This window comes from Providencia burhodogranariea DSM 19968 (genome assembly GCF_000314855.2).
GTDB lineage: Bacteria > Pseudomonadota > Gammaproteobacteria > Enterobacterales > Enterobacteriaceae > Providencia > Providencia burhodogranariea.
Map to the genome: position 1 here is coordinate 593,258 of NZ_KB233223.1, position 14,534 is coordinate 607,791.

General features: G+C 36.5%; 13 protein-coding genes and 1 tRNA gene. 7 read left to right on the forward strand and 7 right to left on the reverse strand.

Annotated elements, in window-relative coordinates:
• Positions 1–300: 300 nt before the first annotated feature.
• The 5 genes from OOA_RS13340 to OOA_RS13360 all read right to left on the reverse strand — a co-directional run bounded on the left by OOA_RS13340 (position 301) and on the right by OOA_RS13360 (position 2,880).
• Positions 301–696, reverse strand: coding sequence for a DoxX family protein (locus tag OOA_RS13340; protein ID WP_008912682.1), 396 nt, complete (start codon positions 694–696; stop codon positions 301–303).
• 237 nt (positions 697–933) lie between these two features.
• Positions 934–1,233, reverse strand: coding sequence for a YqjK-like family protein (locus OOA_RS13345; RefSeq protein WP_008912683.1), 300 nt, complete (start codon positions 1,231–1,233; stop codon positions 934–936).
• Positions 1,220–1,624, reverse strand: coding sequence for a phage holin family protein (locus tag OOA_RS13350; protein WP_008912684.1), 405 nt, complete (start codon positions 1,622–1,624; stop codon positions 1,220–1,222). Before OOA_RS13350 ends, OOA_RS13345 begins: the two co-directional genes overlap by 14 nt.
• Before the next feature lie 5 nt (positions 1,625–1,629).
• Positions 1,630–1,935 carry an ElaB/YgaM/YqjD family protein gene (locus OOA_RS13355; protein WP_008912685.1) on the reverse strand — a complete coding sequence of 102 codons (306 nt, stop codon included), beginning with the start codon at positions 1,933–1,935 and terminating at the stop codon, positions 1,630–1,632.
• Positions 1,936–2,211: 276 nt separating this feature from the next.
• Complete coding sequence (locus tag OOA_RS13360) at positions 2,212–2,880, reverse strand: DedA family protein (protein ID WP_008912686.1); 669 nt, start codon at positions 2,878–2,880, stop codon at positions 2,212–2,214.
• Positions 2,881–3,495: 615 nt separating this feature from the next.
• Between OOA_RS13360 and OOA_RS13365 the strand changes: the two genes are divergently transcribed.
• Positions 3,496–4,455: a TerC family protein gene (locus tag OOA_RS13365; protein ID WP_008912687.1), complete on the forward strand. Its 960-nt coding sequence runs from the start codon at positions 3,496–3,498 to the stop codon at positions 4,453–4,455.
• 272 nt (positions 4,456–4,727) lie between these two features.
• Positions 4,728–5,981 (forward strand): serine/threonine transporter SstT, encoded by a 1,254-nt coding sequence (gene sstT, locus OOA_RS13370; RefSeq protein ID WP_008912688.1) that lies wholly within the window; start codon positions 4,728–4,730, stop codon positions 5,979–5,981.
• 100 nt (positions 5,982–6,081) lie between these two features.
• Here the strand turns inward: sstT and OOA_RS13375 are convergent, their stop codons facing one another.
• Complete coding sequence (locus tag OOA_RS13375; RefSeq protein WP_008912689.1) at positions 6,082–8,103, reverse strand: NADPH-dependent 2,4-dienoyl-CoA reductase; 2,022 nt, start codon at positions 8,101–8,103, stop codon at positions 6,082–6,084.
• Positions 8,104–8,353: 250 nt separating this feature from the next.
• Here OOA_RS13375 and OOA_RS13380 point away from each other — a divergent pair, with 250 nt between their 5' ends.
• From OOA_RS13380 to OOA_RS13390, 3 genes are all read left to right on the forward strand, one after another.
• A complete protein-coding gene (locus OOA_RS13380; protein ID WP_008912690.1) occupies positions 8,354–8,950 on the forward strand; it encodes a GNAT family N-acetyltransferase in 597 nt (198 codons plus the stop codon).
• 173 nt (positions 8,951–9,123) lie between these two features.
• Positions 9,124–9,200: transfer RNA gene (locus OOA_RS13385), tRNA-Ile, on the forward strand.
• Between the two features lie 350 nt (positions 9,201–9,550).
• Complete coding sequence (locus tag OOA_RS13390; RefSeq protein WP_008912691.1) at positions 9,551–10,891, forward strand: KAP family P-loop NTPase fold protein; 1,341 nt, start codon at positions 9,551–9,553, stop codon at positions 10,889–10,891.
• A 1,039-nt stretch (positions 10,892–11,930) separates the two neighbouring features.
• Here OOA_RS13390 and OOA_RS13395 read toward each other — a convergent pair.
• Entirely contained in the window at positions 11,931–12,431 is a 501-nt protein-coding gene (locus OOA_RS13395) for a hypothetical protein (protein WP_008912692.1), read from the reverse strand.
• A gap of 837 nt (positions 12,432–13,268) precedes the next feature.
• Here OOA_RS13395 and OOA_RS13400 point away from each other — a divergent pair.
• Together OOA_RS13400 and OOA_RS13405 are read left to right on the forward strand one after the other, a co-directional pair.
• Positions 13,269–13,493 carry a HEAT repeat domain-containing protein gene (locus OOA_RS13400; RefSeq protein ID WP_008912693.1) on the forward strand — a complete coding sequence of 75 codons (225 nt, stop codon included), beginning with the start codon at positions 13,269–13,271 and terminating at the stop codon, positions 13,491–13,493.
• A 334-nt stretch (positions 13,494–13,827) separates the two neighbouring features.
• On the forward strand, positions 13,828–14,127 hold the full coding sequence (locus OOA_RS13405; RefSeq protein ID WP_008912694.1) for an HdeA/HdeB family chaperone: 300 nt from the start codon (positions 13,828–13,830) through the stop codon (positions 14,125–14,127).
• Positions 14,128–14,534 lie beyond the last annotated feature (407 nt).

Consider the following 14,534-nt stretch of genomic DNA (forward strand, 5'->3'; position numbering starts at 1 on the left):
TGCGGGGCTGTTGAGCGTTATAGAAAGAGAAGAAACGATACATTATGATCAATGTGACATGTCACGAAAACTCTCTCAGAGCGCACGGGTACGGATGTTGAAGGGATTTAATTTGAAATTGAATTATTTTTAGGTGATATCTTTGTGGTTTTCTGATGCCGTATTTCTGAGCTATCGAGTTAATTGAATCAAGCAAAAAAAACGAGTTACATACAACGGTATGTAACTCGGGATAGTTTTTGCAGGGAATAAAGAGTTCAAATAAACAATAAGTTCAAGGGTAATAATGAATACGCTTTGTTACCACTTTTTATTCAGCAGGTGGTCAAGGCTAAATTTACCTGGGCCTGTCACTGCTAATAATAAAAAGCCACCTGCAATTGATATATCTTTCATGAACATCAGGCTATTTTGTCCGACATTAAAGTCCGTATGAAAAATCAGTGCAGTTATAATCGAGAATCCAGCGGTAAAAATGGCTACCGTTCTTGTCAGAAAACCAAAAATAACCGCAATACCACCACCGAGTTCTAACAAAATAGTCAGAGGCAGTAAAAATCCGGGGACACCCATCGATTGCATATATTGTTGGGTGCCTGCATAGCCATCACCTAATTTGCCATAGCCAGCGACGATAAACAGAATTGGCATCAAAATACGGGCAACTAATATCACACTACTTTCTAAATTTTTCATTAAGATTCTCCTGCTAACAAGGTCAGCAAATATCAATAAATTGCGATATATATCGCCGTATAAAATAACTTATAGCACTAAATGGTTAGAAATCATTTGATGTGCCTATATTAGTAAGTTAGAGATTCAATAAAAAGTAAAGGTTATTAACAATGATAGACAAAAAAATTGAATAATAAAATTTTTAATAGAAAAAACCTGAAACGTCACCGCTTCAGGTTTTTAGTATGATCGGAATTATTTTTTACTCGTTTTAACAGCACCTTGGAAGGAGCGAATTATTCCCCAAGTCGTCAGTGCTTTTTCGCCTAATGACAAAATTCTCTTAGGTCGCCTCAGTATATAAACAGAAACAAGTCCCGCCGCCGCAATAAAAATAGGCTTAAAAGAAACGAAGACTTGCCATGAACGGTCGTAAGGTTCAGTAACTTGTAACCAGTCACGTGAAGTTGTAGTTAGATCAGCACGCTGTTGCTCAATTTGTGTGACTAACTGCTGTTTCTTTTCAGCTAACGACTGACGCTTATTTTTGCTCATTATCCGGCCCCGCTAAGGCTTTTGAGTCTTTCTTCAGCTGCTCTCGTGTTGCACCTAGTAAAGTAGACTGCCTTGCTCTTTTAAGCGTCCAAATAGCACCAATAATAGCGAGTAATATTAAAACGCCAGTAGTGATAGCAAGGGCTTGATAACGATAAATAGGGTCAACAGACCAAAAAATAAGGCCAATGAGACACATCAGACCAAATGCAGTAAATAATAGTGTGACACCAGCCATCAGAATGAGCTGAATAAGAGTGGTTTTTTCTTCCTCTAATTCAACGGCAATCAATTGGATGCGTGTTTCAACCATCTGCACAGCGATACTGGCAATTCGCTGTAAAGTGTTGAGAACCCCTTTACCGGGGCCCTGACGTTCTTGTTGTTCCATACTAATTAACGTTTAGCGAGGAGCACGCCGAGAACAACACCAACAGCAGCACCAATACCAATGCCTGTCCATGGATTTTCACGTACGTAGTTATCAGCTTGACCTGCAATTTCCTTGGTTTGCTGAGTAATCTTCTCACCAGCTTGGCTGAGTTTAGCTCGTGAAGAGTTTAGGGCATCTTTAGCTTTATGCTTTAAGCTCTCTATTTCTTCTTTCGATTTGTCTCCAGTATCATTTAGCACTGCCTCAAGAGAGTCTGCCAATGATTGCAGTTCAGCGCGTAGTTCTTCTGATGAATTGTTCGATGACATATTGGAACTCCTTATCAATAGAAAAAATATAATTAGCACTACTAACAATAGCTATTTTTGGGGTAAGTGCAATTAGGAACAACCTTAATATCGATTAAATTGATAAAAAAGGACGTGCAATGTTCATCTGTAGATGTAAAGTCTGACTAATCTTAAATTTTAAGAGCGTTAAAGCTGGAGATTAGATGATTTAAAATAGTTAGTGGATAGTGAGATGGATTATTAGAAATGAAATATTTTATAAGCGAGAGACTGTACTAGTCTCTCGCAAATTAATTAGTTGCTTTTTTTCGATGAAAGCTTTTTCTTAACAACAACAGCAATACTACCAATAAGACCGATGATAAGAAGCCCAACAGGGATAAGCATCAGAACGTTCATAATACGGTGTTCATACTGTTGAAATATAGGGCTTTTACCGAACCCATAACCAATAGTCGTGAGGATGAGTACCCAAAGCAGTCCGCTTAACCAGTTGAATACCTGAAAACGGCCATTTTTGAGGCCAGCTAAACCCGCGATAGTCGGTAGCAGTGTTCTGACGAAAGCGAGAAAACGACCTATTAATAAAGCAGCAAGCCCATGACGATGGAATAAGCTATAGGCGCGTTGGTGATAATGTTCGGGAAGATGGCTAAGCCAACCCTTGACTAATTTGGTATTTCCAAGCCATCGACCTTGAATATAACCAACCCAACAACCTAGGCTAGCTCCAGTGGTCAAAATGATGAGAGTCATTGGAAAGCTTAGTGTTCCTTTTGCAATCAAAACACCAACAAGGATCAACAAACTATCACCTGGTAAAAATGCGGCAGGAAGAACCCCATTCTCAAGAAAAAGAATAGCAAATAGCACAAGATAAATGGCCCACACCAATGATGGGTTGGATAAGGTTACGTAGTCTTGATGCCAAAGGGCAAAAAATAGTTCTTTAACTAATTCCATTAATGTTTCCTAAACGGCAATAACAGCAACAATCTTATTGTTGGGCAGGGAGAAATGGATTAAGTGAACACCTGAGTGAAAAGTAATGTTTCCTCAGGCAGTTAGTGTAAAGCACCTTCACTTTAACAAAACAGAAAATAACTAAACAGCAAATTCTCGTTCTATTTTTAGAATTCATTTAAGTTTTGTGGTGTAGATAGGCTTTTTACAAATTGGCTTTAGTTGTTAAAAGGCACTAAAATAGCGTTTTAAAGGGGTTTTTCTTATAAAAATGGTAAAAAACGTATTTTTATGAGTTAATTTTTTTTTGCAATTTTTATTTAAATTAGTTAGCTAATTATTGCTTTTTAGGACTGTTTAACCTATCTTACGGTGATGCAAAGGGGAGTAACTTCTTCTTGTCGGTTTATCGTCATTACGGCACACACATTGTGCCCGGTAGCCGAGCACCACAATTTCCTAACCTAGGATTATTTGTGTTGTAAGTGAGACCTTGCCAGAAGGCGAGGTTTGCTCATTGTTTACAACCAAAAGATAATAATTCTAGGTTAAAGCATTTTAAGCGGCTGACGTCTTCTGAGATGTCAGCCGTTTTTTGTTTTTTGAGGAAATATTATGAACTCTGTTGGTAACCCTATTTTATGGGGAAGTTTCGCAGTTATCATTCTTATCATGTTGCTCGTTGACCTGTTTTGGCAGGGAAAACATAAAGGGCAAGCTATGTCGATGAAACAAGCAGCAGCTTGGAGCATCATTTGGGTAACGCTATCACTGATTTTTGCTGGTGGATTATGGTGGTACTTCAATGACACTGTAAGCCGCCAGTTTGCTGATACTCAAACGTTGGCTTTCTTAACCGGCTATCTGCTAGAGAAAGCTTTAGCTGTTGATAACGTGTTTGTATGGCTCATGCTATTTAGCTATTTTTCTATTCCTGCAAACTTACAAAGGCGTGTTTTGGTTTATGGGATATTAGGTGCGATTGTTTTACGTACCATTATGATCTTCGCAGGCAGTTGGTTAGTTTCTCAGTTTAGTTGGATTTTATATGTTTTTGGGCTGTTCTTGCTTTTTACTGGCCTTAAGATGGCTTTTGCAAAAGAAGACGATTCACCTATCACTGAAAAATCTTTAGTTAAGTGGGTACGTTCTCACCTACGTATGACTGATGAGCTACATGGTGAAAAATTCTTTATTAAACGAGATGGTTTACTTTTCGCTACACCACTCATTTTAGTGCTGATATTGGTTGAGATTAGTGATGTTATTTTTGCAGTAGATAGTATTCCCGCTATTTTCGCAGTAACAACTGATCCGTTCATTGTACTGACCTCTAATTTATTTGCGATTTTAGGATTGCGTGCAATGTATTTCTTATTGGCAGGAGTAGCAGAAAAATTCAGTATGCTTAAGTATGGTTTAGCTGTGATCTTAAGCTTTATTGGTGTGAAGATGTTATTAATGGATATTTACCATATTCCAACCGCCATTTCCTTAGGGACTGTTGCGGCGATTCTCGTTCTTACTTTAGTGATAAATGTTATCGTAAATAAGCGAAACGAATCTAAAAATTAACATTTCATTAATCCGATTAAGGTACGCTGACGTAAAAATCAGGGTACCTTTTTTATTTTAACCATCTGAAAGTAATCATACATTTTGTATTTGTTAGCCTACTATAAGAAACAAAACATAGTTAAGATCACAGATATGTAAATATATTGTTAATAAATATAAATTATTGTCTATATTTAAAATAATCGCCTTTTCAGAAGGTATTTATTCCTTATACTGGCAGGGCAAACACATTTTATTCCTAATAAAGATAAATAATATATAGGTCGTCTATGGATACGAAAAGAGCAGGGTTATTGAGATTTATTTCTCAAGGAAGTTTGGTAAAACAAATATTGGTTGGTTTGATTGCAGGTATTTTACTGGCGTGGTTATGGCCATCTGCCGCTAAAAATGTCGGACTATTGGGCGATTTATTTGTTAGTGCGTTAAAAGCAGTCGCACCAATATTAGTTTGGGTATTGGTGATGGCGTCTATTGCCAATCACCGTAAAGGGCAAAAAACTAATATTCGGCCTATTTTAGTACTGTATATCCTCGGTACTTTCTTTGCGGCATTAGTTGCTGTTATCGGCTCGTTTATGTTTCCATCAAAATTAGCCTTAGCAATCGGTGATGCGCAACTCAATCCTCCGGGGAACATCGCGGAAGTATTGAGAGGGCTATTAGTCAATGTTTTTGCTAATCCCGTCGATGCACTGATTAAAGGTAACTATATTGGTATTCTCGCATGGTCGCTTGGCTTAGGCATTGCGCTACGCCATGCTAGCGAGACCACGAAGGTGATGGTTCAAGATTTCTCAGAAAGCGTCACGCAAATAGTGAGAGTCGTGATCCGCCTTGCGCCACTAGGGATTTTTGGTTTAGTCTCTTCAACTATTGCGACAACAGGTTTTGAAACGTTAAAAGGCTACTTCCATGTGTTAGCGGTACTGATTGGTTGTATGTTGATTGTGGCATTGGTTGTTAACCCTCTGATTGTTTATTGGAAACTCAGACGTAATCCATATCCATTAGTCTTTACTTGCTTGCGTGAAAGTGGGGTAACAGCATTCTTTACACGTAGCTCAGCAGCAAATATTCCTGTGAATATGGGTATGTGTCGTCGTATGAATCTTCATGAAGATACTTATTCGGTTTCAATTCCGCTTGGTGCGACGATCAACATGGCTGGAGCAGCAGTGACTATTACTGTATTGACACTAGCGGCCGTACATACCTTAGGTATTCCTGTTGATATTCCTACGGCGTTACTATTAAGTGTTGTTGCTTCAGTGTGTGCTTGTGGTGCTGCGGGTGTTGCGGGCGGTTCGTTACTACTTATCCCATTAGCTTGTAATATGTTTGGTATTTCGAATGAAATAGCCATGCAAGTGGTTGCAGTTGGTGTGATGATTGGTGTATTGCAAGATTCTGCGGAAACGGCATTGAATTCATCAACGGATGTCATCTTTACAGCTGCGGTATGCATTGCAGAGGATGAGCGATTGGCTAATGTAGAAGCACAACTATCGCAAAGAGATTAACTGATTTAATCATAAAAAATCCGCTCAAGCAGCGGATTTTTTTATGGAGAAAAATCAACAACAATAGATTTAAATCCCTGTAAAGCTCAAATCAATGCGGCTATATCTGATAGGCAACTTGCATTCCTTGTTCTATTGCTCTTCTGGCATCTAATTCAGCGGCAACATCGGCTCCACCTATTACATGAACTTGAATCCCTTGCTTCGCGAGAGACTCTTTTAGAGGATGGAAAGGGTCTTGCCCTGCACATAGAATGACATTATCAACAGATAGGCAGTATTGTTTATCTTGATGACGGATATGTAGCCCTTCATCATCAATTCGCATATATTCAACGCTATTAAGCATTTGAACGCCACGTTTCATTAATGAAAGCCGATGAACCCAACCTGTTGTTTTGCCAAGCCCAGCGCCAACTTTACTATTTTTTCGTTGCAGTAAATAGAGCTGGCGAGGTGATTGTATCGGTGGCTGTCGAGTCTTAAAGAGACCCCCTGTAGAATGAATGCTGGTATCAATGTTCCACTCTTCATTAAATAGATTGTTATTTATGCTACTACTTGGTCCTTTTTGGCTCAAAAATTCAGCAATATCAAAACCAATACCACCAGCTCCAATGATAGCAGCGGAATCACCGATGGTGCACTGACCCGTTAAAACATCAATATAAGATACAACTTTTTTATGATTATACCCTTCAAGATTGATAGTTCGAGGGACTACGCCTGTTGCAATGATCACCTCATCGAAACCAATCAAATCACGTATATTAGCTTGATGACTAAGACGGATATCAATATTTAATATTTCAAGTTGGCGACAAAAATAACGGATCGTTTCATAGAATTCTTCTTTTCCAGGGATCTGCTTAGCCATATTAAATTGGCCACCTATTTGGTCAGATTTTTCAAATAATGTGACTTTATGGCCTCGCTGGCGGGCATATATTGCACAAGATAACCCCGCAGGGCCAGCACCAACAATCGCGACAGATTTAAATTTTTTTGCCTTTTCGTTAGGGTAATCTAGCTCTCTCACGGCGCGAGGATTTACAAGGCAGGTTGCCAATTTTCCCTTAAAAACGTGGTCAAGACAGGCTTGATTACAACCAATACAAGTATTGATTTCATCAGCGTGATTCTCTTGTGCCTTGCGCACAAATGCTTCATCAGCAAGGAATGGGCGTGCCATTGAAACCATATCAGCTTGGCCTGCTTCGAGGATACGCTCTGCAACAAAAGGATCATTGATCCTATTCGTCGTAATGAGGGGGATGGCGACTTTTCCCATTAGTTTTTCAGTTACCCAACTGAATGCACTACGAGGTACTTGAGTGACAATTGTAGGAACTCTTGCTTCATGCCAACCAATACCTGTATTGATCATACTTGCCCCCGCCTGTTCGATGGCTTTGGCTAAATACTCGATCTCCTCCCAGTTAGATCCATCTTCAACCAAATCCAACATAGACAGTCTATAGATAATAATAAAGTGTTGCCCCACGGCTTGGCGAATTTGACGAATGATTTCGAGCGGAAATCGAATTCTATTATTGTAACTTCCTCCCCATTCATCAATTCTCTGATTGGTGCGTTTAGCAATAAACTGGTTAATCAGATAGCCTTCCGATCCCATAATCTCGACACCATCATAGCCAGCTTGTTGTGCCAGCTTTGCGCTATTAACGAAGTCATCAATGGTGTTATAGATCTGTTCCGAAGTCAGTTCTTTCGGGGCATAAGGCGTAATTTCCGATTGAATAGGGCTGGGAGCGACTAATTGAGGATGAAATGCATAACGGCCGGCATGTAAAATTTGCAGTGCTATTTTGCCATCAGCACTATGCACAGCTTGGGTTATTTCTTGATGAAAAGGTAATTGTTCAGGATTATTAAGCACAGCACTATGGGGAGTTAAGGCGCCTTCTTTATTGGGGGCAATCCCACCAGTAATGATTAGGCTAACCCCATTTTCTGCTCGTAAGCGATAAAAATTCGCGAGATGCTGACTACCTTGTGGATGTTCTTCAAGACCCGTATGCATTGAACCCATTAAAATACGGTTCTTTAATATTGTGTGCCCCAAGTCAAGTGGGGTGAAAATGTGTGGAAAATTGCTCATATTTTTCTCCCAAATGGGACTTTGACAACAGGTCGGATGAGTTAACTCTAACTTAATGAAGTCATAAATAGGAAAAAATGTTAAATAATTGTGATATTTATCATGTGTTTTATGCGAATTTAGCTAGTAACATGAATCAGTACAGACTATTTTATTTTTTTGTCACAATGTGAGTGTAAAAAATAGTGTTGATAGTGAATTGATTTAATAACAAAAATATCTTCCGTACATTACAAATAGAGGGGGAGTTATGAAAGAAATTTGTCACTCGATTGAACTTGAAGGGAAACATGTACGGCTAGAGTTGCTAACTCATCAACATGATTCTCACTTTTCTAATATTATCCAAAGAGATGATTTGCATAAGTTATGGTATACCTCAGTGCCAGAACCTGAAAATGTGGCAAAAGACGTGGACAGGCGCTTAGGGCTATATCAACAGCAAGAAATGCTGCCATTCGCAGTTATTGATAAAAGAACTGAAAAAGCGGTCGGTATGACAGCTTATAATAAAGTGGATAGGGAAACTCGTCGGGTTGAGATTGGTGCGACTTGGTATGGACGCGAAGCCCAAAGAACGGCAATTAATACCGAAGCAAAATTTTTGTTATTGCAGCATGCTTTTGAAACGTTATCCTGTGTTGCCGTAGAATTTAGGACTCACTTTTTAAATCATCAAAGCCGCAAAGCGATTGAAAGGCTGGGTGCTAAATTAGATGGTATTTTAAGAAGCCATATTTACACTCGGACAGGGGAATTACGTGATAGTTGTGTGTACAGTATTATTGCGTCAGAGTGGCCATCAGTAAAACGACATTTAGAATGGCAAATGATAAAGCCCCGTTAATAGTCATTTATTATAATTTAACTGATGGTGAGTAAAACCTGCGATAACCAATAGTTTCTCATGATGGTATCCATCTGAACCATAAGGAAGTAAGCTAATTGGACATAAAATCGCCATACAGTTTTGAAAGACTAGACCAGAGCTAAAACTGCACGTATAATCCCTCCCACTTTGGCCCCTTAGCTCAGTTGGTTAGAGCAGTCGACTCATAATCGATTGGTCGCTGGTTCAAGTCCAGCAGGGGCCACCAAATTTAAGCTGTTAAATCAGCACATTAAGCCACTTCGAAAGAAGTGGCTTTTTTGTGTCTAAAAGCCAATGGCGACAAAATGGCGACAGAGATTTTGAAGAAACTCAAATCTGTAAGAGGTGTCCGCCAAGCTATGGAGATATTTTTGACTAGCTGTGTATAAAATACAGTCTCATAATTAATTTTTTAGATAGGCTATGCCTGGGATTACACGCATAATTTTATTTATGAGGATAAACTTTTTTGTCGCTGGAAATGTGAGCTTTATAGTGATAAAGCCATATACTGTATTTATAATAAAAATTAATTTGCTATAACTTCATTTACTTAAAATTTTAATGGGTGGTTATATGCAATCTGAACTATCTTTTTCTACAAGGGATGAGTTTTCTAGAAAACCTATAGCAGAAAAGCTAATTAATTTACTAGAAAGTGATATTGACCTTTCACCGATAGTGATAAATGGTGATTGGGGGACAGGTAAAACTGAGTTCTGTCTTAAAACAATTCAAGAAATGAAAGGAAGTAATGAGAAATTAAAATGTGTTTATATTGATGCTTTTAATGCTGATAGTTCAGATGAGCCTATTTTAACATTAATTGCAGCTATAGTTTCATTGTTTCCAGATAAAAAAGATAAAAAGTCTATAATAAACAAGGCAATACCTGTTATTAAATATGCGTCAAAGGTTTTGCTTAATGCTAGTACCACTTTAATACTTAAAGAAAATGCAGAAAGACTAGGCGAAGATTTATCGGAGGCCTTAAAAAATCAAACCGTAGCAGCAATAGATGCGACTATTGATAACTTATTAGATACACACGAAAAATCTAATGAGAATATTTCTGCGTTAAGGAGTATTCTTGAATCATTATCTCTTGATAGCCCTGTTATTGTTTTTATTGATGAATTAGATAGATGTAGACCTAATTATGCTTTAAAAATGATAGAGTCAATAAAGCATATATTTAATATAAAAAATGTAAAGTTTGTACTAGTGACTAACATTAATCAATTATCATCGTCAATTAATAAATTATACGGAGAGTCAATAAATGCAAATAGATATATGGATAAATTTATTGGGTTTAAAATAGATCTCCCTGACTATTCTATTCAACGTGGCTTAAGTAAAGATTACAACTCAACAAGTTATTTTAATTTTTTAATTAGAGACAAAAAAGAGTTATCTGTTTTTCTAAATGAAGGCTATTTTGAATTTTCAGCTTACTTAATTGAAATAAATAACCTTTCATTACGTGATGTAGAGAAATTTGTAAAGTATTTACGTGTTTATCAACTGATTAATGAACAAGTAATTAATGATAGGTCAAACTATTTAATTTCATTATGTTATATAATTGGTATTTTTATATATTCAGTAGATAGTATTGCTAAAGATAAATTTTTAAATAAAAGTTATTCCTGTGAAGATTTGATTGAGTTTTTTTCAATCGATAAAAATTCTGATAAAAGTGACTCTGGTTACAACGGGTACTACGCTATAGAGAGAATAGCAATAAATTTTCTGAAGGAAGCAGAGGATTATGATGAATATAAAAAAGCTAATTCAGAACTAATTACTAAATTAGAAAAATTGTGGGAATATGCAGGCAATAGTTCTTTACGGTTAAACAGAAACTTTGGCGAATATACAACTAATGCTCTTTATAGGTTGATGCTGATTTAGTATAAGTTTTTCAATTTTATCCTCCTAATAATTAAGGAGTTTTATGAATTTTCTATTATTTTAAATCTATATTAATTTCACGTAAAATAGTTATTATTTATTTTTTTTCATATGGTTATGTTATTTTTCCATCTAGGATGAAACCTAAAAAACTGAAATCTAGTGAAATTCTTTTCACACATTTCAGTTTGATATGTTCGGCAACTCCCTAGTATTGGCGCGGCTTGGCGATAAGGTTTGTAGAATTTTAAAACTGAAATAATTTTATGATCCAAATTGTGCAGGCGGGTGCGGTGTAGTGCGTTTTACGTGGTGGAAACTTTTATTTCGTGGGTGCTGTGATTCGCCAGCGCAATGCCATGGGCGCGATTCATTTTATTTATGGTATGTCGAAGTTGGGAGATTGATTTAGGCTATATAGTACTGAGGTGGTTTTATGGGGTATAAACATTAAAGGCTACCGATGGTTAGTCGGTAGCCTTAATTACGTTTTCGTTATTACATGAATGAACGAATCAATTTTAGTACTGCTGTAGCAGCTTCTAAAACGATGATTAAAGTATCAAGTACTTGCTTCATCCGCATGACTCCTTAAATTAAGGAGTACGATTAACCTAGCATCACCCATACACTGCCTGTCAGACTAGGCCTCATCTATTGTTAGTTGAAGAGTGTCGCACAACTTGGCTAGGGTACTAAGACAGCACCACCTGTTACTTAACCAGGACTTTACTTTCCGTATAAATACGAAATGTAGAATTCCGTTTCCACTAATCAAAAGAATGACTTTTGATGTGTACAAAGACCATGTCTACGACACTCATCTAACAATGCATAATTATAGGGGGAATTTAGAATGGATCAATCGATTAAATTTGATAATGTTAAAAAACAAAAAAACCCAACTGGTGAGGTTGAGTTTCTTTGTTTTCAAGCCTAAGCTTGATGCGTTTTAACCCTTGTTGGTGCAAGGGGCGCATAATATAGCGCAACACTCTTCAACTAACAATAAAGAGTTTAATACTTTTGGGCTTAAATCTCAACCAATAACAGGGGAGTATTTTTCTCTCAAGTTGTCTGACTTGGTGCCAGTGCCATTGATAGCTTGCGCATTAAGTGGTTCGCCTGTGTTGTTATGGGTATGACTTGCTGTAAGTTCTGCTAGTTCTTTGACGATATCAAGCGTGTCTATCATTAGCTGGGCAACGTTAATTTCTTGGCTACCTATCCAGACCACAGGGGCTATGATTTGTTGTTGTGCACCTGAAACGCTTTGCTTTATCTGCCCGATTTTCTCTATCAGCTTTTGACCGATTTCAATTGTTGAGTCTTGCCCAATATTTAGGACCATATCTTTTTCAATACTCGCCACGAAATTTGCAGATGTAGCGATTGAATAATCACCCTCGGATAATTGCTGTATTGCACCCGCTAATAATTTCTTGGTACCCAAAACGGTTGATGTGTCATTGGCCTGTATTGTGGTTTCCCTTGCTACAAGTTCGCGTTGTTCTTTATCTACTTTAATCATGCGTAACATGGGTTATTTACTGATACTCTGGTCTGTCTCACGATTTCAACTACCATCCAGCGTTACGCGCTGAAAAACTTATTGCGTTGCTGCTGTAATTGATCCCTTGGTTGTATGGCAGGTAAGATATTATTTTGACTGAGTGTTTGCCTAATAAAGGGAAGTGGACAGCGGCTCTCTATTGAGTAAAAATTTTGTTCAATAGAGGGGGGCTAATTCATAGCTTCAAGAATGTTTTGTTATTTTAGTTATTTTTCACACAACGTTTTAACTGATAATTTACTGTTTTTCTAATTAGGAATGATATTTATAGGCCTATGGAATTTCATGGGGTGTTATCGAATGTTATTTTTTAGATCTTAATTAATAAACATATACTGGTTAGCATGTGTTTATAGTGGGTTATATAAAGTAATAATATGTACCATTATTAATTATATCTCTCACTTAATTTTTATGTTAATTACAGTTTATAAAAACAAATAAACAAATTTTGTGATTTAAAATGAAAATATGAATTTCAATTTTAATAAAGAATAAAATTATTAATTTGTTTTTATCTCAATATCGGAAATGTTAGTATTGACTTTATTTTTAGGGTTTAAGCTGTTTTTACCTGCATAAGGTGTATAGTTGTCGCTAAGTAATTAAACTTATTTGTTTTTATAATATGATTGATATTTGCTGTCAATTATCAACTTTCTTTCTAATATACCATATATATTCATTTTGAGTGTTTCTTTGAAGTTTTATCATATTTTTTGTGCGTAATATGAACCAAACAAATAATTAGTTTAGTTTATTATAAATCCATATATATTACCTTGAAGGCGTTAAGAATATTTTATGGATAAACAAATCATCGCAATGCTCATTGAGCTCACTTTTCGCGGGAATGATGATGTGAAAATTGCAGCAATTTCTGCACTCGGTGACTATCAAGCAACAATAGAGCAAGAGCAAGCTATTATTAGGCTAATTGAGTTATGTAAAGATCCTAATAAAGAAGTTGCTGTTTCTTCTATTCGGTCATTAAGTAAATTGTCAGGATATTTTACTTCGCTAAAATAAAATGAGTAAATAGGCACATTAATCTTTATTTCGTTGCTATACTTCAATTTGAATGAAGTATTGTATCAATTTTGCTCGATAGATAGAATTGCGTAAGTGTTTTTACTTATTCGTGTTTGGGCGATTTTTATACATTTAATGTGCATTATTTTTATAATGATTACGACATCATAAAAAGAACACTTCATTTGGCTAGGTTTTTACTCGTATATTTCAAATAAGACAAGTAAATATTGATATTATTTTCATGATCGAAATCAGTGCATATGAACTTTACTAAGTTTATTATGATAATAAATAGGTACGTAGTTATTCATACATATGAGAGGTTATAATGAAAAAGATTTTAATTTCTAGCATTCTGGCAGCTACAGCAGCATTCTCTTTTAATGTAATGGCTGGTGACTCTAAAATTGTCACGCCTGAAAAAATGACTTGTCATGAATACATTAACTTGAATCCACAAAGCTGGGCTCCTGTAGCATTATGGGTAACCAATCAAGAAACTCAATTTAAAGGGGGCGACTATGTTGCTTTAACTGAGCAAAGTGTTGCTGAAGCACCTCAAATTGTTGAATTCTGTAAGAAACACCCTGAAGGTACATTACAAGATTATTTAGCTGCAAAAAAATAAGTTGAACTCTGCTAATTAATGCAGTGTGAATTAGGTGTTTGCTTTGGTTGGTTCCTTCCTAATTAAAATTACATAGGCGTTGATTAGATTCAACAAAATGTAGTTTGAATTATCCTAGGTATTTAATCAAAGCAGGCACCACAACTAGAATACTTTATATTAATTAAAAGTCTAAGCCGTATAGTCAATAAATGATTTATCTAAGTATAAGTAACGTTTAATAAATATCCTTAAATCTCTCGAAGTTATTGCTGTTAATAACTCATCCTCAATTATCTTACGCGTAATTTACTTCATTCATTTTGCAGGAACATCGGCTTGGGGATTGATCTTAGTTTCAGTACCTTCGCGTCTAATCACTTCAGTGAGCGGGATCCAGAATTTCGGAGGTTTTATTGGGGGATCTT

Excerpts from the sequence above, each read along its gene's own strand:
- OOA_RS13375 (WP_008912689.1), bottom strand. The coding sequence starts at position 8,103 with ATGAGCAATTTTCCACACATTTTCACCCCACTTGACTTGGGGCACACA.
- OOA_RS13400 (WP_008912693.1), top strand. The coding sequence starts at position 13,269 with ATGGATAAACAAATCATCGCAATGCTCATTGAGCTCACTTTTCGCGGG.
- OOA_RS13395 (WP_008912692.1), bottom strand. The coding sequence starts at position 12,431 with ATGTTACGCATGATTAAAGTAGATAAAGAACAACGCGAACTTGTAGCA.
- OOA_RS13350 (WP_008912684.1), bottom strand. The coding sequence starts at position 1,624 with ATGGAACAACAAGAACGTCAGGGCCCCGGTAAAGGGGTTCTCAACACT.
- OOA_RS13360 (WP_008912686.1), bottom strand. The coding sequence starts at position 2,880 with ATGGAATTAGTTAAAGAACTATTTTTTGCCCTTTGGCATCAAGACTAC.
- OOA_RS13380 (WP_008912690.1), top strand. The coding sequence starts at position 8,354 with ATGAAAGAAATTTGTCACTCGATTGAACTTGAAGGGAAACATGTACGG.
- OOA_RS13405 (WP_008912694.1), top strand. The coding sequence starts at position 13,828 with ATGAAAAAGATTTTAATTTCTAGCATTCTGGCAGCTACAGCAGCATTC.
- OOA_RS13355 (WP_008912685.1), bottom strand. The coding sequence starts at position 1,935 with ATGTCATCGAACAATTCATCAGAAGAACTACGCGCTGAACTGCAATCA.
- OOA_RS13340 (WP_008912682.1), bottom strand. The coding sequence starts at position 696 with ATGAAAAATTTAGAAAGTAGTGTGATATTAGTTGCCCGTATTTTGATG.
- OOA_RS13390 (WP_008912691.1), top strand. The coding sequence starts at position 9,551 with ATGCAATCTGAACTATCTTTTTCTACAAGGGATGAGTTTTCTAGAAAA.
- sstT (WP_008912688.1), top strand. The coding sequence starts at position 4,728 with ATGGATACGAAAAGAGCAGGGTTATTGAGATTTATTTCTCAAGGAAGT.
- OOA_RS13365 (WP_008912687.1), top strand. The coding sequence starts at position 3,496 with ATGAACTCTGTTGGTAACCCTATTTTATGGGGAAGTTTCGCAGTTATC.
- OOA_RS13345 (WP_008912683.1), bottom strand. The coding sequence starts at position 1,233 with ATGAGCAAAAATAAGCGTCAGTCGTTAGCTGAAAAGAAACAGCAGTTA.